The following is a 19,635-nucleotide window of genomic DNA, read 5'->3' as shown; positions in this document are numbered from 1 at the left end:
GTGGGGGCAGCGCAGCCCCGCCACCGTTGCCGGAACCGCCGACATGACCGAATCCCTCGCCGACCTGCTCATCACCGGCGGCACCGTCGTCAACGAGACCGCGCGCTTCCCCGCCGACGTCGCGATCAAGGACGGCGTCATCGCCTTCGTCGGCCACCCGGCCTTCGCACCCAAGGCGAAGAACACGCTCGACGCGCGCGGCAAGCTGGTGATCCCCGGCGCGATCGACGTGCACACGCATATCCGCGAGCCGGGCATGACCCACAAGGAGGACTGGACCACCGGCACGCGCGCCGCGGCGGCGGGCGGTGTCACCACCGTCTTCGACATGCCGAACACCGAGCCAGCCATCGCGACGGAAGAGGCGCTCGCCGCGAAGCGCGAGGCCGCCGAGCGCCAGGCGCATGTGAATTTCGGCCTCTACGGCATCCTCGACGAACGCTCGCTCGATCACCTGCCGGCGCTGGCGAAGGCCGGCGTGATCGGCTTCAAGCTGTTCTACGGCAACACCACCGGCAACAACCCCGCGCCGAACGATGGCGCCGTGCTGGAAGGCTTCGAGATCCTGGCGGAGCTCGGCCTGCGCTGCTCAATCCATGCCGAGAACTCGCCCATGCTGTTCTGGCGCGAGAACCGCATGAAGGCCGCCGGTCGCGACGACGCCTTCGCGCATCTCTCGGCACGGGCGGACATCGTGGCGCTGGAATCGCTCAACCGCTCCATCGTCCTCAGCGAGTGGACCGGCGCACGAATCCACATCGTGCACGAAAGCTGCATGCGCTCTATCCCCATCATCCGCGACGCCAAGGCGCGCGGCGTGCCGATGACGGTCGAGACGTGCCCGCAATACGTGCTGATCGCCGCCGAGGACCTGGTTGGCGACAAGGGCCGCGTCGCGCGCCTCAACCCGCCGATCCGCGAGGGCCGGCAGCGCGAACCCATCCTGCAGGCGCTGCTCGACGGCACCATCGACATCCTCGGCACCGACCACGCCCCGCATGCGATGGAGGAGAAGCAGCGCCCCTCCTTCTGGGACAATGCCTGCGGCTTCCCGGGCGTCGAAACCTCGATGCGGCTGATGCTGACCCTCGTCCACGAGGGCCGCATGACGATGGAGCAGTATGTGCGCATGGCGAGCGCGGCACCCGCCCGGGCGTTCGGGCTCTGGCCACGCAAGGGCGTGATCCAGCCGGGCGCGGATGGCGACGTCGCCGTGGTGGACGCCGGCGCGCGCGGCACGATCCGCGGCGCGGAGCTGCACAGCATCCGCAGCCGCTTCACGCCCTTCGAAGGCATGGAGACCGTCGGCCGCGCCGTCGCCACCATCGTGCGCGGCCGCATCGTGATGCAGGACGGCAAGGTGCTCGACGCGCCCGGCTGGGGCCGGATGGAGCGGCCCGCGATGCCGAAGCCCGAGCCGCGCAACCTCGCCACCACCACCAAGGCCATCCTGCGCCCCGACGCGCGCCCCTGGTAGGCCGCGCGCGACCGGCGCGCGGCATTCGCGAAGCGTTCACACCCGCATGGCAGGAAGGCGTCATGGACGCCTCCTCTGCCGCGCCCGAAGGCGCAATCGACAGCCTCACCGGCCTGCTGCAACGCGACGCGCTGCTTGCGGCGCTGCGGGACGCGGCCACGCCCGAGAATGGCGGCGGGCAGCCCTTCGCGCTGCTCGCCCTCGACCTCGACCGCTTCAAGACGGTCAACGACACGCTGGGCCATGCCGTGGGCGATGCGCTGCTGCGCGCCGTCGGCCGGCGCATCCGCACCGCGGTGCGCGGGGGCGACCTGGCCGGGCGCATCGGCGGCGACGAATTCGCCATCCTCATGGGGCATCCCGCCGGCGAGGTCGCGGCGCAGGCGCTGGCCGCGCGCTTGGTCGAGCTGATCGGCCGGCCCTTCCTGCTGGACGGGCACAGCGTGGTCATCGGCGCGAGCGTCGGCATCGCGCTCTTCCCCTTCGACGCGTCAGAACCCGAGCCGCTGCTGCGCTGCGCCGACCTCGCGCTCTACCAGGCGAAGGCGGAAGGCCGCGGCGACCAGCGGCGCTTCCGCCCGGCCCTGCGCGCCCGTGCCGAGGCGCGGCGGCAGATGGAATCAGACCTCCGCGCGGCCATCGCACTCGGCCAGTTCGAGCTGCACTACCAGCCTCATGTCGAGCTCGGATCCGGCCGGCTTGCCGGCTTCGAGGCGCTGCTGCGCTGGCGTCACCCCGCGCGCGGCTTGGTCGCGCCCGGCGAATTCGTGCCTCTGGCCGAGGAGACGGGGCTCATCCTGCCGATCGGCGAGTGGGTGCTTCGCACCGCCTGCCGGGAGGCCGCGGGCTGGAGCGACCCGTCGCTGGTGGTCGCCGTGAACGTCGCGGCGGCGCAGCTCGCACGGCGCGAGCTGGCGGCGCAGGTGAAGTCCACGCTGGCCGCGACAGGCCTCGCGCCGGAGCGACTCGAGCTGGAAGTGACCGAGACGGCCCTGTTGCACGACGTGACGACCGCCACGGCCACATGCCAGGAGCTGCGCGCCCTGGGCGTGCGCATCTCGCTCGACGATTTCGGGACCGGCTATTCCTCGCTGTCGCGGCTGCGCAGCTTTCCCCTCGACCGCGTGAAGATCGACCGCAGCTTCGTCACCGGCATCGCGACGGAGGCCGAGAGTGCCGCCATCGTGCGCGCGGTCGCGGCGCTTGGCAGTTCGCTCGGGCTGCGGACCACGGCCGAAGGCGTCGAGACGCCCAGCCAGCTCGCCGAGCTCGAGCAGAATGGCTGCACCGACGCGCAAGGCTTCCTCTTCAGCCAGCCCGTCCCATCGGCCCGCGTGGAGGCGCTGATCAACCGGATCGCGGCCGACCGCCAGGGCCCCGGCGACAAGGAGGCGATTGCGGCATGAGCGGGATGCAGCCAGCGCTGCGGCGGGTCATCTATGTCAGCCACACCGTGACCGATCCGGATGAGCCGATCGGGCCGGTGCTGGCCTCGATCCTGACGGCGGCGCGCCGCAACAACCCGCGCATCGGGGTGACCGGCGCTCTGCTCTACACCGCGCGCCGCTTCGCCCAGGTGCTGGAAGGTCCGCCGGAAGCGGTGGAGGCGATCTTCGAGACCATCCAATGCGACCTGCGGCACGACCACGTCACGGTGCTGGAAGTCAGCGCCCCGACGGTACGCGCCTTCGCGGATTGGAGCATGGCTTTCGTGGCGGATGCGCCGGTGCGCGCCGAGACGCTGGGCGAGGCGGGCGGAGCAGCGGAGCTGCTGGCGATGCTGCAGGCGGCGATCCGGAACACGGAAGCCGCGACGGCCTAGGGGCTGGCGGAGGGCGGCGCGCAGAGGGAGGCTGCCCCCCCTCACCCAACCCTCTCCCCCCTGAGGGGGGAGAGGGCTTGTTGGGGGAAGGGGTGCGGGCGCTGCTACTTCTGCAGCGCCCCGCCGGCGGAGCCGGCAAACACAGGGGGCAGGCGCTGCTACTTCTGCAGCGCCCCGCCGGCGGAGCCGGCAACCACAGGAGGCAGGCGCTGCTACTTCTGCAGCGCCCCGCCGGCGGAGCCGGCAAACACAGAAGGCGGGCGCTGCTACTTCTGCAGCGCCTGCACGATCTCTTGCGTCACCTTCTTGGCGTCGCCGAACAGCATCATCGTGTTCGGGCGGAAGAACAGCTCGTTCTCCACGCCGGCATAGCCGCTGGCCATGCCGCGCTTCACGAAGAACACCGTCTTCGCGCGCTCCACGTCCAGGATCGGCATGCCGTAGATCGCCGAGGACTTGTCGGTCTTCGCCGCCGGGTTGGTCACGTCGTTCGCGCCGATCACATAGGCCACGTCGGCATCGGCGAACTCGGCGTTGATCTCCTCGAGCTCGTGCACCTCGTCATAGGGCACGTTCGCCTCGGCCAGCAGCACGTTCATGTGGCCGGGCATGCGGCCCGCGACGGGATGGATGGCGTAGGAGATCTCCGCACCTTCCTTCTTCAGAAGGTCCGCCATCTCCCGCACCACCTGCTGCGCCTGCGCCACCGCCATGCCGTAGCCCGGCACCACGATGATCTTCTGGGCGTTCTTCATGATGTAGGCGGCGTCCTCCGGGGAGCCGGCCTTCACCGGCGCCCGGTCGGCCGCGCCCGGACCGGCCGCGGCCGCACCGCCGTCGCTGCCGAAGCCGCCCAGCAGCACGTTGATGATCGAGCGGTTCATCCCCTTGCACATGATGTAGGAGAGGATGGCGCCCGAGGCGCCCACCAGCGCGCCCGTCACGATCAGCAGCAGGTTGCCGATGGTGAAGCCGATGCCCGCCGCCGCCCAGCCCGAGTAGCTGTTCAGCATGGACACGACCACCGGCATGTCCGCGCCGCCGATCGGGATGATCAGCAGGAAGCCCAGCGCGAAGGCCAGGATCGCGATCAGCCAGAACAGGAACGGAGAGCCCGTGGCGACGAAGGCGATGATCAGCACCAGCAGCAGAGCGCCGAGGCCGGCGTTCAGCATGTGCTGGCCCTTGAAGATGATCGGCGCGCCGGACATGCGCCCCGCCAGCTTCAGGAAGGCGATCACGGAGCCCGAGAAGGTGATCGCGCCGATCGCGAGGCCGAGCGACATCTCGAGCAGGGACGCGCCCTTGATGTTGCCGGGCACGCCGATGCCGAAGCTCTGCGGGCTGTAGAGCGCCGCGGCCGCGACGAACACGGCGGCCATGCCGACCAGGCTGTGGAAGGCCGCGACCAGCTGCGGCAGCGCCGTCATCTGGATGCGCTGGGCCACGATCGTGCCGATGGTGCCGCCGATGGCGAGCCCGACGATGACCAGCGCGATGCCGCCGAAGCCCATGCCGGGCTTGAGCAGCGTCGCCACGATGGCGATCGCCATGCCGATCATGCCGAACAGGTTGCCCTGCCGGCTGGTCTCGGGGTGGCTCAGGCCGCGCAGGGCCAGGATGAAGAGAACCGACGCGACCAGGTAGGCGAGCGTCGAGAGCGTGGTCGCCATCGCCTCAGCCCCCCTTCTTCTTGAACATCGCGAGCATGCGCCGCGTCACCATGAAGCCGCCGAAGATGTTCACGGCCGCCAGCGTCACGGCGAGGAAGCCGAAGACCTTAGCGGCGACGCTGTCGGACAGGCCCGTGGCCAGTATGGCGCCCACCACGATGACGGAGGAGATGGCGTTGGTGACGCCCATCAGCGGCGAGTGCAGCGCCGGGGTCACCGACCACACGACGTAGTATCCGACGAAGCAGGCCATCAGGAAGATGGTCAGCAGGTAGAGGAAGGGCTCGGCCGCGGCGGCGACCGGCGCGACGACCTCGGCCATCTGCCGCGCCTGCTCGGCGAGCATCGCGGCGCGGTCGGCGATGGAAGCCGCCTCATTGGCGATCTGCTGGGGAGTGCTCATCCCGGTATGCTCCTCAGGCGGAAGCCAGCGAGGGGTGGACCACGGCGCCCGCGCGGGTCAGCGCGACGCCCTTCACGATCTCATCGTCTTCCTTCAACGCGGGCTTCTTGCCTTCCTTGTCCCAGAAGGTGGTCAGGAAGGTGAGCAGGTTGCGCGCATAGAGCGCGGAGGAGGCGCCGGCGATGCGGCCGGGCCAGTTCGACCAGCCGAGGATCTTCACGCCGTTGGCCGTGGTGACGGCCTCGCCCGGCTTGGTCAGCGCGACATTGCCGCCGGCGTCGGAGGCGATGTCCACGATCACGCTGCCGGGCTTCATGGAATGGACCATCGCCTCGGTCACCAGCGTCGGCGCCTTGCGGCCCTGCACCAGCGCGGTGGTCACCACGATGTCCTGCTTGGCGATGTGGCCGGCCACCACCTCGGCCTGCTTGGCGTAGAACTCGGCGGAGAGCTGCTTCGCGTAGCCGCCCGCGGTCTGGGCCGCCTTGCTCTCCTCGTCCTCGTAGCCGACGAAGCTGGCGCCGAGGGACTTGATCTCCTCCTTCGCCGCGGGGCGCACATCCGTCGCGCTCACACGGCCGCCGAGGCGGCGCGCCGTCGCGATGGCCTGCAGGCCCGCCACGCCCGCGCCCATGATGAAGACATTGGCGGCGGGGATGGTGCCGGCGGCGGTCATCAGCATCGGGAAGCCGCGGTCGAAGGTCTCCGCCGCCTCGATCACGGCGCGATAGCCCGCGAGATTCGCCTGGGAGGAGAGCACGTCCATGGACTGCGCGCGCGTGATGCGCGGCAGCAACTCCATCGCGCAGGCGTCGATCCCGGCCTCGGCATAGGCCTTCGCCGCGGCCGCATCGGCCTGCAGCGTGCCGATCAGCAGCGCGCCGCGCGGGATCTTCGCCAGTTCCGCGGCCTCCGGCGCGCGCACCGCGAGCACGATGCCCGCCCCGGCCAGCGCCGCGCCCGGATCCGCCGCGATCTCTGCGCCGGCCTCGGCATAGGCCGAATCCGGAATGCCGGAGGCCATGCCGGCCCCGGTCTCCACCGCGACGGTGTTGCCCAGGCCGATCAGTTTCTTCACCGTCTCCGGTGTCGCGGCCACCCGCGTTTCCGCCGCGCGCCGTTCGCGCAGGACCGCTACCCGCATTCCAATTGACCCCCCGGTTGAGGCTGAAGCCGGCGCGATATGACGCCTGGGGGCCGGTCTGGCAAGGCAAGGGATGGCGGAGGACCAGACGGGACGCCATGTTCTTGCCGCGCGAAGGAGGCTGGCGATGCTGTTCAGGGACCTGCCCGACGGATCCTTCCTGGCGATCAGCCAGCCCATGCACGCCCTGGTTTCCGGCCAGATGGCGCGCGCCTGGGGCGCGCCCGGCTTCGCCCGGCCCGAGCCCTTCGAGGAGATCGCGACGGCCTGCGCCCAGCACGACGTCGCCTGGATGGATTGGGAAGCTTCCCCGAGTCTCGACGCCGCGACGGGCCGTCCGCATGCCTTCCGCCAGGTCGGCGCGCGCACCCATGCGCCGATGTGGGCCGCCGGCGTCCAGCGCGCCGTCGCAAGCTGGGGCCCCTGGGTCGGCCTGCTGGTCAGCCGCCACGGCACGCGAATCTACGCGGCCTACAGCGATCGCCACAGGGTCAGCCCGGAGGATGCCGCGGCCGCCGACACCTACCAGCGCCAGCAGGGGGCGCTGCGCGCGGAGCTGCTAGCCCGGCTCGGCGCGACCGAAGCCGAGCTGGAACTCGCCGCCGCCCTGGTGGCAGTGACGGATACGCTGAGCCTCGCGGCCTGCGGCGGCATCGCCACGCTCGGCTGGTCCGGCATGGCGCCGCTGGCCGGCGGCGGCGAGGCCCCGCTGAAGCTGGAGGAGGGCGATGGCGTGATGACCGTCTCCCCCTGGCCCTTCGCGGCGGCGGAGGTGCCGCTGTCCTGGACGGCCCGGCGCTTCGCGCCCGGCACGCGCTGGACCGACGAGGCGGCAATGCGGCGCGACTACGCCGCCGCCCCGGTGGAACGGGTCACGGCGCGCCTCGTGCCGGGCTGACGACCCGACCCGGGCGCCTTGTCGCCGCACCGGGGCGCACCTTCCCTTCGCTCAACCGCTGCGATAGCGTCCGCGCGAGCGGCGGGGGAGTCGCAGTCATCTTGCGGAACCAGCCGTATCGCGCAGGCCGGACCTCGCTCCGGCGGCAGGCCGTGCGCGCGCCGCGCCGCGGGCCGGCGCGGGGCTGAGGCGCGCATGTCCCGGCTCGGCGATGCCCTCGGCGCAGCGAGGCGCAGGCTCGGCCCGCGCGGGCGAACGCTGCTCGACCGGCTTCTCTACGAGGCGATCTACAGCGTCCCCGCCATCGCGCGACTTCACTTCTTCAGCGGCGGCTACCACCCGCCGGAGCCGGGTGGTCCGGAGGTGCCGGCACTGGCGGCGTCGGGCCCGCAGGTCGCGCTCTACGACTTCGTTCTGCGCGTGCATCCCGGGGCCTCCGCGCCCGCGCCGCGGCGCGTGCTCGATATCGGCTGCGGGCTCGGCGGCGGCTTGCTCGTCACCGCGACGGCGCTGCCGGGCGCCGCGCTGGCGGGCGTGGACCAGAGCCGGCAGGGACTCCGCCAGGCACGCCGGCTGCTCAACCGGGCCGGCTTCTCGGCCGATCTGCGCCGGGCCGATGCCGGGCGGCTTCCCTTTCCCGACGCGCAATTCGACTTGGTCCTCGCGGTCGGGCTCGCCACCTATGTCGGCTGGAGCGCCTTCCTCGCCGAGGCGGCGCGCGTGACGGCGCCGGGCGGCGTCGTCTCGATGACCATGGGCACGAGTTGGACGGCACCGTCCTGGACACGCGAGCGGCTCGAACTGGAAGGCCGCGCCACGGGACTCGCGCTGCGACGCTTCACCGACATCACGCCGCGCTGCCTGGCCGCCCTGGAGCAGGCGGCGCCGCGCCATGCGGCGATCATCGGCAGGCTGCCCGGGCCGCTGCGGAGCTATGCGGCGGAATGGGCAACGCTGCCGGGCAGCCGCCGCCACGCGCGCTACCTCGCGGGGGAGCGCACCGACGTCGCGGCGATGTTCGTCAAGACGGGCTGACCGGCGCCGGCGGACCGCATCGCGGCCGGGCTCGGGTCAGCTCTCGGGCACCCCCGCCGCCTGAAGCGCCGCCTTCTGCCGCGCGGCGATGTCGGCTTCCCGAAAATCGTGCACCAGCTCCATGAACATCCGGTGCCAGTTGGCCTCGGCGCGCAGGCGGTAGAACACGCTGCCGAGGCCGATCGCGGCACGGTCCATCAGCGGGAATTCGCGCGGGATCTTCACGCCGCCGGTGCGCTTCAGCCCCTCATGCACCTGCATCGCGATGCGCCGCCCGTATTGCGGGTCGTCGAGCGGGGTGATGGTGCGCACCTCGTCCTTCACCAGCGGCTCGTAGAGGAAGCGTGCCCAGACGTTCAGGACCTCCATCGTCTCCTTGCTGAGGTTCTTGAAGCCCCAGATCCGATAGGCCTCCGCGGCCTTCTCGATGTCGTCGTCGCGCACCGCCTCGTACAGCATGATCACGCCGGTGACGAAGCTCGGCGGGAAGACGCGGATGACGCCGAAGTCGAACAGGTTGACGCCGAAGCGCACGTCGGGGTCGGAATCCTCGCGCACCTGGTAGTTGCCGAGATGCGGATCGCCATGGATCACGCCGTAGCGGTAGAAGGGCACGTACCAGGCGCGGAACAGCGCCTTGGCATAGGCCACGCGCTCCTCGGCCGGCGGGTCCTCCTCCAGCCGGCGCAGGATCGGGCGGCCCTGCAGCCAGGTCATCGTGAGCAGGCGCTTCGTGGTGTACTCCGGCACCGCCTCCGGCACGGCGACGCCGGGGATGTTGTGCAGCATCAGGCCGTAGAGGCGCATATGCGCGGCCTCGCGCGTGTAGTCGAGTTCCTCGCGCAGGCGCGTCGCGAGCTCGGTGTAGGCTTCCTCGTTGTCGAGCGTGCTGTCCATGCGGCGATAGAGCGAAAGCGCGATCTTGAGTTGGCGGAGATCGGCTTCCACCACGCTCGGCATGTCCGGGTATTGCAGCTTGCAGGCGACGTCGCGACCATCGGGCAGCGTGGCGCGATGCACCTGCCCGAGCGAGGCGGCGGCCGCGGCTTCCTGGCCGAAGGTCTTGAACTTCGATTGCCACGCCGGCCCGAGCTCGGTCTGCATGCGCCGACGAACAAAATTCCAGCCCATCGGCGGCGCGTTGGATTGCAGGGTCGCGAGTTCCTGCGCGTATTCCTCGGGCAGCGCTTCCGGTACCGTGGCCAGGAACTGCGCCACCTTCATCAGCGGGCCCTTCAGCCCGCCGAGCACCTGCTTCAGCGCCTCGGCATGCGCGTTCTTGTCGGACTTGATGCCGAGGAAGCGCTCGCCCGCGACGCGCGCCGCGACGCCCGTGACGGCGCCGGAGGTGCGGACCATGCGCCGCACCTCGCCGAACAGGGTGGACTCCTTGCGCTCGCTCATGCCTTGGCGCCTGGCGCCGCGCCCTCCAACTCGTCGATGAAGCCGCTGATCACGTCGAGACCCTTGCGCCAGAAGGCCGGATCCGACGCATCAAGGCCGAAGGGCGCAAGCAGCTCCTTGTGCCGCTTCGTGCCGCCCGCGCGCAGCATGTCGAGATACTTCTGCTGGAAGCCGGGATGCCCCTCGCGGAACACGCCATACAGCGCGTTCACCAGGCAATCCCCGAACGCATAGGCATACACGTAGAAGGGCGTGTGCACGAAGTGCGGGATGTAGGCCCAGTAGACGTTGTAGTCCGGCGTGAAGTCGAAGGCCGGGCCGAGGCTCTCGGTCTGCACCTGCATCCACAACTCGCCGATGCGCTCATGCGCGATCTCGCCCTTCTTGCGCTCGTCATGCAGCAGCGTCTCGAAGCGATAGAAGGCGATCTGGCGGACCACCGTGTTCAGCATGTCCTCCACCTTGGAGGCCAGCAGCGCGCGGCGGCGCTTCGGGTCCTTCTCGGCGTCCAGCAGGTTGCGGAAGGTCAGCATCTCGCCGAAGACGCTCGCCGTTTCCGCAAGCGTCAGCGGCGTGGATGAGAGCAGGTAGCCCTGCTGCCCCGCGAGGATCTGGTGCACGCCATGCCCCAGCTCATGCGCCAGCGTCATCACGTCGCGCGTCTTGCCGTGGTAGTTCACCAGCAGATAGGGATGCACGGAGGGCACCGTCGGATGCGCGAAGGCGCCCGAGGCCTTGCCCGGGCGCAGCGCCGCATCCACCCAGGGCTTGTCGAAGAAGCGCCTGCCGAGCGCGCCGAGCTCCGGGCTGAAGGCGCTGTAGCTGTCCAGCACGCGCCGCGTCGCCTCCGGCCAGGCGATGGTCGCATCGTCCTGGTCGGGCAGCGGCGCGTTGCGGTCCCAGTGCTTCAGCTTCTCGAGGCCCAGCCACTTCGCCTTCATCGCGTAGTAGCGGTGCGACAGCCGCGGGTAGCTCTCCCGCACTGCCGTCACCAGCGCGTCCACCACCTCGTCCTCGACCATGTTCGCGCGGTTGCGCGCGCTGGTCGGGCGGGGGTAGTGGCGCCAGCCGTCGATGATCTCCTTGTCCTTCGCCAGGACGTTGGTGACCAGGCTGAACAGCCGCACCTTCTCGGCGAAGGCTTCCGAGACACCCTTCGCCGCCGCGGCCCGCACCTCCCGGTCGCGGTCCGACAGCTTGTTCAGCGCGGAGGAGACCGTCAGGTCCTCGCCCGCCACCTTCACCCGCATGCCCGCGATCGTCTCGTCGAACAGCCGGTTCCAGGCGGAGCGGCCCGTCACCTCCTTCTCGTGCAGCAGCTTCTCGAGCTCGTCGGAGAGCTGGTGCGGGCGGAAGACCCGCAGGTCGCGCAGCCAGGGCCGCCAGTGGCGCAGCGCGGCGGAGGCGCCGAGCTTCGCTTCCAGCGCCGCCTCCTCCACCCGGTTCAGCTCCAGGGTCAGGAACAGCAGGTGCGAGGAGATCGTCGTCACCCGCTCCTGCATGGTCTGGTAGAAGCGGCCATTCGCCGCGTCCTGCGCATCGGCCGAGAAGACGAGCTGGGCGTAGGACATCGCCCGCCCCAGCCGCTCCTCGATTTTTTCGTACGTGGCGATGGCGTCCGCCAGGGCATCGCCGGGCAGCGTGGCCACCTTGCCGGAATGCGCGGCCTGGAATGCCTTGGCCTCGGCTTCCGCGGCGTCGAGATCGGCGGCGAGCCGCGGGTCATCCGGCCCGCCATAGAGGTCGGACAGGTCCCAGGAGGGCAGCGCCTCGGCCGTCGCGGCACCGCCCGGCCGGGCCGTGTCGCGGGCGGGGAACAGGCGGGAATCTTCGGGAATCGTCACGGCGTCTCTTGTGTCCGGAGGCTTCTCACCCTGGATATAGACCGCCGGCCCGGCGGGAAAAGCCGTCGGGCCGGTTCACGGGATGATTGGGGGACTCGTCGGGGGATGGAGCCGGGCAAGCGGATCCAATGGAACAGCCTGCCGCAGATGATGCTGGAACTCGCCGCGCGCCGGCAGGACCAGCCGATGCTGCGCCACTGGAAGGACAAGGCCTGGCACCGGGTGAGCTGGGCGGAATTCGCCCACCGGGTCGCGGCCGTGGCCGCCGGGCTGCGCGCCCGCGGTGTCGCGCCGGGCGACCGGGTGCTGCTGGTCAGCGAGAACCGGCCGGAATTCGTGATCGCCGACACCGCCATCATGGCCATCGGCGCGGTCACGGTGCCGACCTACACCACCAACACGGCGGCCGACCACGCCCATATCCTGCGCGATTCCGGTGCAAAAGCGGCGATCGTCTCCGCCGCGGCGCTGGCCCGGCGGGTGGCGGAGGCCGCCGCGACGACGGGCGGGCTGGACCTTCTCGTCACGATGGAGGAGGCGAGGCTCCCCGCCGGCCCCGCCCCGGTTGCCTGGGCCGAGCTGGAAGCGGCCCGGGGCGACCTGGCCATGCTGCGCGCAGAGGTCGAGCAGATCCCGGCCGGCCGCCTCGCCTGCCTCATCTACACCTCCGGCACCGGCGGCGCGCCCAAGGGGGTGATGCTGCCCCACCGGGCCATGCTGTCCAACCGCGACGGCGTCGCGCGGCTCGCCGACCGCCTGCAGCTGGAAGGCGAGTGCTACCTCTCCTTCCTGCCGCTCTCGCACAGCTACGAGCACACCGTGGGCGGCTTCCTGCTGCCCTCCCTCGGCGTCGAGGTCGTCTATTCCCGCGGCGCCGACCGCCTGGCGCATGAGTTCCAGGAGATCCGTCCCGCCATCGTCACCGCCGTGCCCCGCCTGTTCGAGGTGCTGCGCGCCCGCATCCTCGCCGGCGTCGAGAAGGAGGGCGGCTTCAAGGAGAAGCTCTTCCACCGCGCCGTGGCACTCGGCCTGCGCAAGATGGACGGCCCGCCGCTCGGCCTGTTCGACCGGCTGCAGGATGCGCTGCTGGAGAAGCTGGTGCGCGAGAAGGTCCGACAGCGCTTCGGCGGGCGGATGCTGGCGCTTGTCTCGGGCGGGGCCAGGCTCGATCCCGACCTCTCGGGCTTCTTCCTCGCGCTCGGCCTGCCGGTGATCCAGGGCTACGGCCAGACCGAGGCCGGCCCCGTCATCAGCGTGAACCTTCCCTGGGACAATGTCCGCAGCACGGTCGGGCCGCCGCTGCCCGGCGTGGAGGCGCGCATCGCGGAGGACGGCGAGCTCTGCGTGCGCGGCGACCTCGTGATGGACGGCTACTGGAATCAGCCCGAGGCGACCGCCAAGGCGATCCAGGACGGGTGGCTGCACACCGGCGACGTGGCCGAGATGGTGGACGGGCGCATCCGCATCACCGACCGCAAGCGCGACTTCATCAAGACGCTCGGCGGCGACATGGTCAGCCCCGCCAAGCTCGAGGGCCTGCTGATGGCCGAGCCCGAGATCGCCCAGGCCGTCGTCGCCGGCGAAGGCCAGCCGGCGATCGTCGCCCTGGTCGTCCCCGCCGACGGCATGGCCGAGAGGGTCGCCGAGGCGGTGGCGCGGGTGAACGCGAAGCTGTCCTCCATCGAGCGCATCCGCAGGACCACGACCGTGCCGGCCTTCACCGTGGAGAACGGCATGCTGACGCCGACCATGAAGGTGAAGCGGCGCGTGGTGCTGGACACGCATGCGGCGGAGGTGGATGCGCTGCACGGGCGCGGCTGAGCGCCCGCGCAGCGATCATGCGCGGAAGCCGATATGCTCGACGAAGGCGCGGAGCACGCTGCGCCAGAGCTGGAAGGCGTAGAGGAAGTTCGCCTCGCTCACGCCGCCTTCCAGCGTCATGAAATAGGTCAGCCGCGGCAGGCCGGCTTCGGTCAGCGATGCCTCCCCCAGCGTCCGCGTCTGGTTGAACTGGTTGATCGCCTCCAGCGTCGGCGGCTTCCCCATGCGGAACGACACGGCGTACTGGATGGACCGGCAATTCGCGTTCTCGCGGCAGCCGAAGAACTGGATCACGAAGCCGATGCCCTCGGCGGCCGAGCGGATCAGCGGATCGCCGCGACCGTCACGCGCAACCTCGGCCTGGAAGCCGCGCGACTGCATCAGCTGCGCTATGCGCTCGGGATCGGAGGCGTCGAGCAGCATCGCGGTCTGCGCCCGTGCCTCGGCCATGCACAGGGCCGCCGCAAGAGCAACCGCCGCGACCAGCCGCGCACGCTTCACCGCGGCCCGGCAGACGAGCCCCATCGCCATGTCGCTTTCTCCCTTCCGGCCGGCGCCGTCCGCGCCGCGTCGAGCCTTTCCCGCAGAGTTGGCGATCATCGCGCATCGGTCCAGGGCTTCTCAAGCGCCGGACATCCTGCGCCAAGCCTCGTGTGAGGCGCTCAGCCCACCGGATGCCGCGGCGTGCCCGTCGCCGCGAAGGCCGCGACATTGGCCATCGTCGTCTCGGCGATGGCGCGCATCGCCTCCTCGGTGAAGAAGGCCTGATGGCCGGTGATCAGCACGTTCGGGAAGGTCAGCAGCCGCGCGAAGACGTCGTCCTCGATCACCGTGCCCGAAAGATCCTCGAAGAAGAGCTTTTCCTCTTCCTCGTAGACATCGAGGGCGAGATGGCCGAGGCGCCCCGATTTCAGGGCGCCGATCACCGCGCCGGTATCCAGGATCGCGCCGCGGCTGGTGTTCACCAGCATGGCACCCGGCTTCATCAGCGCGAGGCTCCGGGCGTTGATCAGGTGGCGCGTCGCCGGCACCAGCGGGCAATGCAGGCTGACGATGTCGGCCTCGCGCAGCAACTCATCGAGCGGCACGTAGCGCATGCCCACCGCCAGGCAATCCGGATTCTCCTGCGGGTCATGGCCCAGCAGCCGGCAGCCGAAGCCCGCCATGATCCGCGCGAAGGCCGCGCCGATCTGCCCCGTCCCGACAATGCCCACCGTCCTGCCGCGCAGGTCGAAGCCCAGCAGCCCGTCGAGCGCGAAATTGCCCTCGCGCACGCGGTTCCAGGCGCGGTGCGTCTTGCGGTTCAGCGTCAGGATCAGCGCCGCTGTGTGCTCCGCCACCGCCTCCGGCGAATAGGCCGGCACGCGCCCCACCGCGATGCCGAGCCGCTTCGCCGCCGCAAGGTCCACATGGTTGAATCCCGCCGAGCGCAGCGCCAGCAGCCGCACACCGCCGCGCGCCAGCGCCTCCAGCGCCGCCGCATCGGCGCGGTCGTTCACGAAGAGGCAGGCGGCCTCGCAGCCCTCGGCGAGCCGCGCCGTCGCTTCCCCCAGCCGTGCCTCGATCCAGACGAATGCGTGCCCCCCGGAATTCGCTGCCTCCAGGAAGCGGCAGTCATAGGGCTTGGTGGAGAAGACGGCGATCCGCATGCACCATGCCCTTCCCGCTGCTACAGGTCGCGCTGCCCCGCCACATATTGGCCGCGATCCGTGGGGCGCAACGCGGAGAACAGCGCCGTGACCTGCGTGTAGTCGCGATAGCCGCAGCGCGCGACGGTGCCGGCCGCCACCATGTCGAAGCGCCCGTCCTTCAGCGCGGAATCGGCGATGTGGATGCCGACCACCTGGCCGATCACGAAGACGCCGCCCGTCTCGCGCCCCTCCAGGTCGCGCAGCGCGCCATGCTGCAGCACGCGGCATTCCAGCGAGGCCGGGCTCGCCGCGACGCGCGGCGGCTTCACCAGCCGGCAGGGCGCCGTCTCCAGCCCCGCGAAGTCGAATTCGCTGTGCCCCGCCTCCAGCGCCTCGGAGGACGCGTTCATCGCGTCGAACAGGTCGCGCGTGACCAGGTTGAACACGAACTCACCCGTCGCGATCGCATTCGCAGCGGAATGCTTCAGCCCGTCGCTGCCGAAGACCACGATCGGCGGCGCGGTCTGGATCATGTTGAAGAAGCTGTAGGGCGCGAGGTTCGGCCGCCCCTGCGCGTCCAGCGTGGACAACCAGCCGATCGGCCGCGGCGCGACGATCGCCTTCAGCGGGTCATGCGGCAGGCCCGCGGCGCGGTGCCCTCCGGCCTCGTAGAACATCGCGTCTCTCCTGTGTGTGCGCGCCGCTACCAGCCCGCGGTGCCGGGCACGCCCTTGAACGGCCCTTCGACATCCACGGTGATCCATCCGCCATAGAAGCCGCCGGGCTGCGGCGTCACCCGCTCCTCGTCCACGAAGCAGGCATCCACCTTGCCGGCATAGAGCGCGACATGCCCCGCGATCGGCGCGAAGGCCGGCGTCGGCGCCGGATAGGACCAGCCCGCGCGCGGGGCGGTCACGCCGCCGCCGATCAGGTCGAGATACTCCGCCTCGCCCTTCCACTCGCAGAAGCTCCGCCCCGGCGCGTCACGCAGCGAGCCCGGCACGAAGGCGTCGCGCGGGATGTACCAGGTCGGCGGATGGAAGGTCTCGAGCACGCGCCAGCACGCCGTGCTGTCCACGATCGTCGCGCCGCCGAGCACCACGCGCACGCGCCGCGTGCTGCGCTCCAGCCGCGGCGGGCGCGGATACTCGGCGACCCGCTCCCGCGCCATCACATGCCGAGCGCGCGGCGATAGAGGTCGAGCAGCGTCTCCTGCTCCTCCACCTCGGCCGGCTCCTTCTTGCGGATGGAGATGATCTGGCGGATCACCTTCACGTCGAAGCCGGCCGACTTCGCCTCGGCATAGATGTCCTTGATGTCGCCGGCGAGCGCCTTGCGCTCCTCCTCCAGCCGCTCGATCCGCTCAACGATGGAGCGCAGGCGATCGGCGGCGATGCCGCCGACTTCGGAGTCCTGTTCGGCCGTCTCGCTCACCCGCTGCTCCCCTGTGCGAAGGGCGCGGGTGGTCGCACGCTTGGCAGCCACGCTCAAGCCCCCGGGTCAGTGGCCGGGATTCGCGGCGGCGAACTTCGCCTTCTGCTCGGCGCTGGCTTCCGTCTGGTATTTCGCCTGCCATTCCTTGTAGGGCATGCCATAGACGATCTCCCGCGCATCGGGGTCGGAGAGTGGAATGCCCTTCTCCTCCGCCGCAGCGCGGTACCACTTGGACAGGCAGTTCCGGCAGAAGCCGGCCATGTTCATCAGGTCGATGTTCTGCACATCGGTCCGCTCGCGCAGATGCTCCACCAGGCGCCGGAAGGCCGCGGCCTCCAATTCGGTCTGGGTCTGCTTGTCCATCTCGGGCACGGGCATGGGGTGGTCCTCCTGGGCCGGTAGATGGCCCATCGCGGCCGGCTTCGCCATAGTGCCGGGATGGCCTGGACCGATGCCACCGCCCGCGCCGCCCTGCGCAAGCTGTTCGACGCCGCGCTCGCCGCCGCCGACCCGCTGACCTGCCTCGCGCCGCACCTGCCCGATCCGCCGCGGGATGGCCGCGTCGTGGTGGTGGGCTGCGGCAAGGCGGCGGCGAAGATGGCCGCGGCGGTGGAGGCCGCCTGGGCGGCCGTGCCGCTTTCGGGCGTCGTCGTCACCACCCATGGCGCGGACCTGCCCGCCCCGCCGCCGCATCGCCGCATCGCGCTCCGCTTCGCCAGCCACCCCGTCCCCGATGCGCCGGGTGCGGCAGCCGCGGCCGAGATGCTCGCCGCCGTCCAGGGCCTTTCCGAGCGCGACCTGGTGCTGTTCCTCGTCTCCGGCGGCGGCTCGGCGCTCTCCACCCTGCCCGCCCCCGGCCTGACGCTGGACGACCTGGTCGCGGTGAACCGCGAGCTGCTGCGGTCCGGCGCGGCGATCGGCGAGATGAACTGCATCCGCAAGCACCTCTCGGCCTTCTCCGGCGGCCGGCTCGCGACGGCGGCGCATCCGGCGCGCGTCGTGACGCTCGCGATCAGCGACGTTCCCGGCGACGACCCGGCGGTAATCGCCAGCGGTCCGACCGTCGCCGACCCCACCACCTTCGAAGAGGCGCGCGCCTTGGTGGCGCATTACGGCATGGCGCTGCCCGAACCCGTCGTGGCCCATCTCGCCGCCGCGCGGGAGGAGACGCCGAAGCCCGGCGATCCGCGCCTCGCCCGCGCCGAACTTCGCATGATCGCGACGCCACTGATGGCGCTGGAGGCGATGGCCGCCGAGGCCCGCACCCTCGGTCTCGCCCCCGTCATCCTCGGCGATGCCCTGGAAGGCGAGGCGAAGGAGGTCGGCAAGGTCCTGGCCGGCATCGCCCGCGGTGCCGCCGCGCATGGCCACCCGCTGCCCGCGCCTTGCGTCATCCTCTCGGGCGGCGAGACCACCGTGACCCTGCCGCCCGGCGTATCCGGGCGCGGCGGCCGCAGCACCGAATGCCTGCTCGGCCTCGCCCTCGCGCTGGAGGGCCATGCCGGCATCTGGGCGCTCTGCGCCGACACCGACGGCATAGACGGCAAGTCGGATGCCGCCGGCGCGGTCTGCGCGCCCGACACGCTTCCCCGCGCCCGCGCCGCGGGGCTCGATGCCCGGGCGATGCTGGCCGCGCATGACAGCTACGGTGTGTTCGGCGCCCTCGGCGACCTGCTGGTGACCGGCCCGACCCTGACCAACGTGAACGACGTGCGGGCGGTGCTGGTGGGGTGAGCCGGACCTGCCTGCTGTGCACGTGCACGGCGGCGTGATCGGGCGCATAGTTCGGATGGGCTTGATCATGGAGTTGGGATGGGCAACCCGCTGACCCACCGCCGCCGCCTGCTCGCGCTCGGCGCCGGCGCCGCACTGTCCGGCTGCGCCATGCCGGTCCGCATGGCGGCCGTGCCCAGCGGCCAGGCACTGAAGGCGAGCGTTCTCGGCCTGCCGAACGAGCGCTTCTTCCCGACCCTCGGCGTCGGCCCGCTGGAGCGGGAGGTCATGGCGGTTCTGGCACATGGCCAGGAATTCCGCGGCGCCGCGCCCGGCGCGCGCACCCAGCCGCTGAACCTGCTCGCCGTCTCCGGCGGCGGGGAGAACGGCGCCTTCGGGGCCGGGCTGCTCATGGGCTGGTCGGAGCAGGGTTCGCGCCCCGTCTTCGACCTCGTCACGGGGGTCAGCACCGGCGCGCTGACCGCGCCCTTCGCCTTCCTCGGCCCGGCCTATGACGGCGCGCTGCGCGAGGTCTACACCAACATCACCGCCGCCGACGTCCTGCGGCAGCGCTGGCTGCCATCGGCGATCTGGGACGACGCGCTGGCGGACAACACGCCGCTGCTCGGTACCATCGGCCGCTACCTGAACGAGACGATGCTGGCCGAGATCGCCCGCGGCTACCGCGAAGGCCGGCTGCTGCTGATCGGCACCACCAATCTCGATGCGCAGCTGCCGGTGATCTGGAACATCGGCGCCATCGCCGACAGCGGCCACCCGGGGGCCGCGGAGCTGATCCGGCGCATCCTTCTCGCCTCCGCCGCGATCCCCGGCGCCTTCTCCCCGGTGATGATCGACGTCACGCTGGATGGCGTGCGCCACCAGGAGATGCATGTGGATGGCGGCGCGGTGGCGCAGGCCTTCCTCTATCCGCAGGCGCTGACACGCGACCGGCGCCAGCGCATCGCGCGGCGGCAGCCCGTGCTGCCCATCACGGCCTATGTCATCCGCAATGCGCGGCTCGATCCCGAATGGACCTCGGTGGACCGCCGCACCATGGGCATCGCCGGCCGCGCGATCTCCACCATGATCGCCACCAGCGGCCTCAACGACGTGCTGCGGATCTACAACACGACGCAGATGGACCGTGTCGGCTTCCAACTGGCCTTCATCGGCCCGGAGTTCGACGGCGTGCTGACCTCGCCCTTCGAGCAATCCTACATGCGCGCGCTCTACGCCTACGGCCTGGCGCGCGGGCGCACCGGGCAGGCGGCCTGGGTGTCCGCCCCGCCCTTCCTGTCGGCGGAACCCGGCGCGGCACGCTGATCGCCGGGGC

19 protein-coding genes are annotated in these 19,635 nt (G+C 71.0%); 8 read left to right on the top strand and 11 right to left on the bottom strand.

What is annotated here, in order from left to right:
* Positions 1–43: 43 nt before the first annotated feature.
* From DFH01_RS19350 to DFH01_RS19340, 3 genes are all read left to right on the top strand, one after another.
* Positions 44–1,477, top strand: coding sequence for a dihydroorotase (locus DFH01_RS19350; RefSeq protein WP_109872107.1), 1,434 nt, complete (start codon positions 44–46; stop codon positions 1,475–1,477).
* Between the two features lie 62 nt (positions 1,478–1,539).
* The gene (locus DFH01_RS19345) at positions 1,540–2,883 is read left to right on the top strand and encodes a putative bifunctional diguanylate cyclase/phosphodiesterase (protein ID WP_109872106.1); all 1,344 of its coding nucleotides are present in this window, start codon (positions 1,540–1,542) and stop codon (positions 2,881–2,883) included.
* Positions 2,880–3,299: a BLUF domain-containing protein gene (locus DFH01_RS19340; protein WP_199231298.1), complete on the top strand. Its 420-nt coding sequence runs from the start codon at positions 2,880–2,882 to the stop codon at positions 3,297–3,299. The genes DFH01_RS19345 and DFH01_RS19340 overlap by 4 nt, the downstream gene beginning before the upstream one ends.
* A 266-nt stretch (positions 3,300–3,565) precedes the next feature.
* Here the strand turns inward: DFH01_RS19340 and DFH01_RS19335 are convergent, their stop codons facing one another.
* From DFH01_RS19335 to DFH01_RS19325, 3 genes are read right to left on the bottom strand one after another with little or no spacing between them, the layout of a single operon-like run.
* Positions 3,566–4,972, bottom strand: coding sequence for an NAD(P)(+) transhydrogenase (Re/Si-specific) subunit beta (locus tag DFH01_RS19335; protein WP_109872105.1), 1,407 nt, complete (start codon positions 4,970–4,972; stop codon positions 3,566–3,568).
* 4 nt (positions 4,973–4,976) lie between these two features.
* Positions 4,977–5,375: an NAD(P) transhydrogenase subunit alpha part 2 gene (locus tag DFH01_RS19330; RefSeq protein ID WP_109872104.1), complete on the bottom strand. Its 399-nt coding sequence runs from the start codon at positions 5,373–5,375 to the stop codon at positions 4,977–4,979.
* Between the two features lie 13 nt (positions 5,376–5,388).
* A complete protein-coding gene (locus tag DFH01_RS19325) occupies positions 5,389–6,519 on the bottom strand; it encodes a Re/Si-specific NAD(P)(+) transhydrogenase subunit alpha (RefSeq protein ID WP_109872103.1) in 1,131 nt (376 codons plus the stop codon).
* Positions 6,520–6,646: 127 nt separating this feature from the next.
* Here DFH01_RS19325 and DFH01_RS19320 point away from each other — a divergent pair, with 127 nt between their 5' ends.
* Both DFH01_RS19320 and DFH01_RS19315 read left to right on the top strand, forming a co-directional pair.
* Positions 6,647–7,417, top strand: a complete 771-nt coding sequence (locus DFH01_RS19320) for a DUF3891 family protein (protein ID WP_158287826.1) — start codon at positions 6,647–6,649, stop codon at positions 7,415–7,417.
* Between the two features lie 195 nt (positions 7,418–7,612).
* The gene (locus DFH01_RS19315) at positions 7,613–8,452 is read left to right on the top strand and encodes a class I SAM-dependent methyltransferase (RefSeq protein ID WP_109872101.1); all 840 of its coding nucleotides are present in this window, start codon (positions 7,613–7,615) and stop codon (positions 8,450–8,452) included.
* Positions 8,453–8,488: 36 nt separating this feature from the next.
* Here DFH01_RS19315 and DFH01_RS19310 read toward each other — a convergent pair whose 3' ends face one another.
* The gene (locus tag DFH01_RS19310; protein ID WP_109872100.1) at positions 8,489–9,856 is read right to left on the bottom strand and encodes an ABC1 kinase family protein; all 1,368 of its coding nucleotides are present in this window, start codon (positions 9,854–9,856) and stop codon (positions 8,489–8,491) included.
* On the bottom strand, positions 9,853–11,676 hold the full coding sequence (locus DFH01_RS19305) for a M3 family oligoendopeptidase (RefSeq protein WP_233256209.1): 1,824 nt from the start codon (positions 11,674–11,676) through the stop codon (positions 9,853–9,855). Before DFH01_RS19305 ends, DFH01_RS19310 begins: the two co-directional genes overlap by 4 nt.
* Positions 11,677–11,805: 129 nt before the next feature.
* Between DFH01_RS19305 and DFH01_RS19300 the strand changes: the two genes are divergently transcribed.
* Complete coding sequence (locus DFH01_RS19300) at positions 11,806–13,521, top strand: AMP-dependent synthetase/ligase (RefSeq protein ID WP_109872099.1); 1,716 nt, start codon at positions 11,806–11,808, stop codon at positions 13,519–13,521.
* A 15-nt stretch (positions 13,522–13,536) separates the two neighbouring features.
* Here the strand turns inward: DFH01_RS19300 and DFH01_RS19295 are convergent, their stop codons facing one another.
* The 6 genes from DFH01_RS19295 to DFH01_RS19270 form a co-directional block, all read right to left on the bottom strand.
* Complete coding sequence (locus DFH01_RS19295; RefSeq protein ID WP_158287825.1) at positions 13,537–14,052, bottom strand: YbjN domain-containing protein; 516 nt, start codon at positions 14,050–14,052, stop codon at positions 13,537–13,539.
* Positions 14,053–14,183: 131 nt separating this feature from the next.
* The gene (locus DFH01_RS19290; RefSeq protein WP_109872097.1) at positions 14,184–15,170 is read right to left on the bottom strand and encodes a 2-hydroxyacid dehydrogenase; all 987 of its coding nucleotides are present in this window, start codon (positions 15,168–15,170) and stop codon (positions 14,184–14,186) included.
* Between the two features lie 20 nt (positions 15,171–15,190).
* Positions 15,191–15,829: a flavin reductase family protein gene (locus DFH01_RS19285; RefSeq protein WP_109872096.1), complete on the bottom strand. Its 639-nt coding sequence runs from the start codon at positions 15,827–15,829 to the stop codon at positions 15,191–15,193.
* 26 nt (positions 15,830–15,855) lie between these two features.
* Positions 15,856–16,323 (bottom strand): DUF427 domain-containing protein, encoded by a 468-nt coding sequence (locus DFH01_RS19280; protein ID WP_109872398.1) that lies wholly within the window; start codon positions 16,321–16,323, stop codon positions 15,856–15,858.
* Positions 16,323–16,586, bottom strand: coding sequence for a DUF2312 domain-containing protein (locus tag DFH01_RS19275; protein ID WP_109872095.1), 264 nt, complete (start codon positions 16,584–16,586; stop codon positions 16,323–16,325). Before DFH01_RS19275 ends, DFH01_RS19280 begins: the two co-directional genes overlap by 1 nt.
* A 66-nt stretch (positions 16,587–16,652) precedes the next feature.
* A complete protein-coding gene (locus DFH01_RS19270) occupies positions 16,653–16,964 on the bottom strand; it encodes a DUF1244 domain-containing protein (RefSeq protein WP_233256186.1) in 312 nt (103 codons plus the stop codon).
* Between the two features lie 60 nt (positions 16,965–17,024).
* Between DFH01_RS19270 and DFH01_RS19265 the strand changes: the two genes are divergently transcribed.
* Together DFH01_RS19265 and DFH01_RS19260 are read left to right on the top strand one after the other, a co-directional pair.
* Positions 17,025–18,320 carry a glycerate kinase type-2 family protein gene (locus tag DFH01_RS19265; RefSeq protein WP_109872094.1) on the top strand — a complete coding sequence of 432 codons (1,296 nt, stop codon included), beginning with the start codon at positions 17,025–17,027 and terminating at the stop codon, positions 18,318–18,320.
* 78 nt (positions 18,321–18,398) lie between these two features.
* On the top strand, positions 18,399–19,625 hold the full coding sequence (locus DFH01_RS19260; protein WP_109872093.1) for a patatin-like phospholipase family protein: 1,227 nt from the start codon (positions 18,399–18,401) through the stop codon (positions 19,623–19,625).
* The last annotated feature ends 10 nt before the right edge of the window (positions 19,626–19,635 follow it).

The organism is Falsiroseomonas bella, assembly GCF_003173615.1.
Taxonomy (GTDB): domain Bacteria; phylum Pseudomonadota; class Alphaproteobacteria; order Acetobacterales; family Acetobacteraceae; genus Falsiroseomonas; species Falsiroseomonas bella.
Note: the sequence above shows the minus strand (reverse complement) of the source record. Positions and strands in the feature narration are given on the sequence as shown.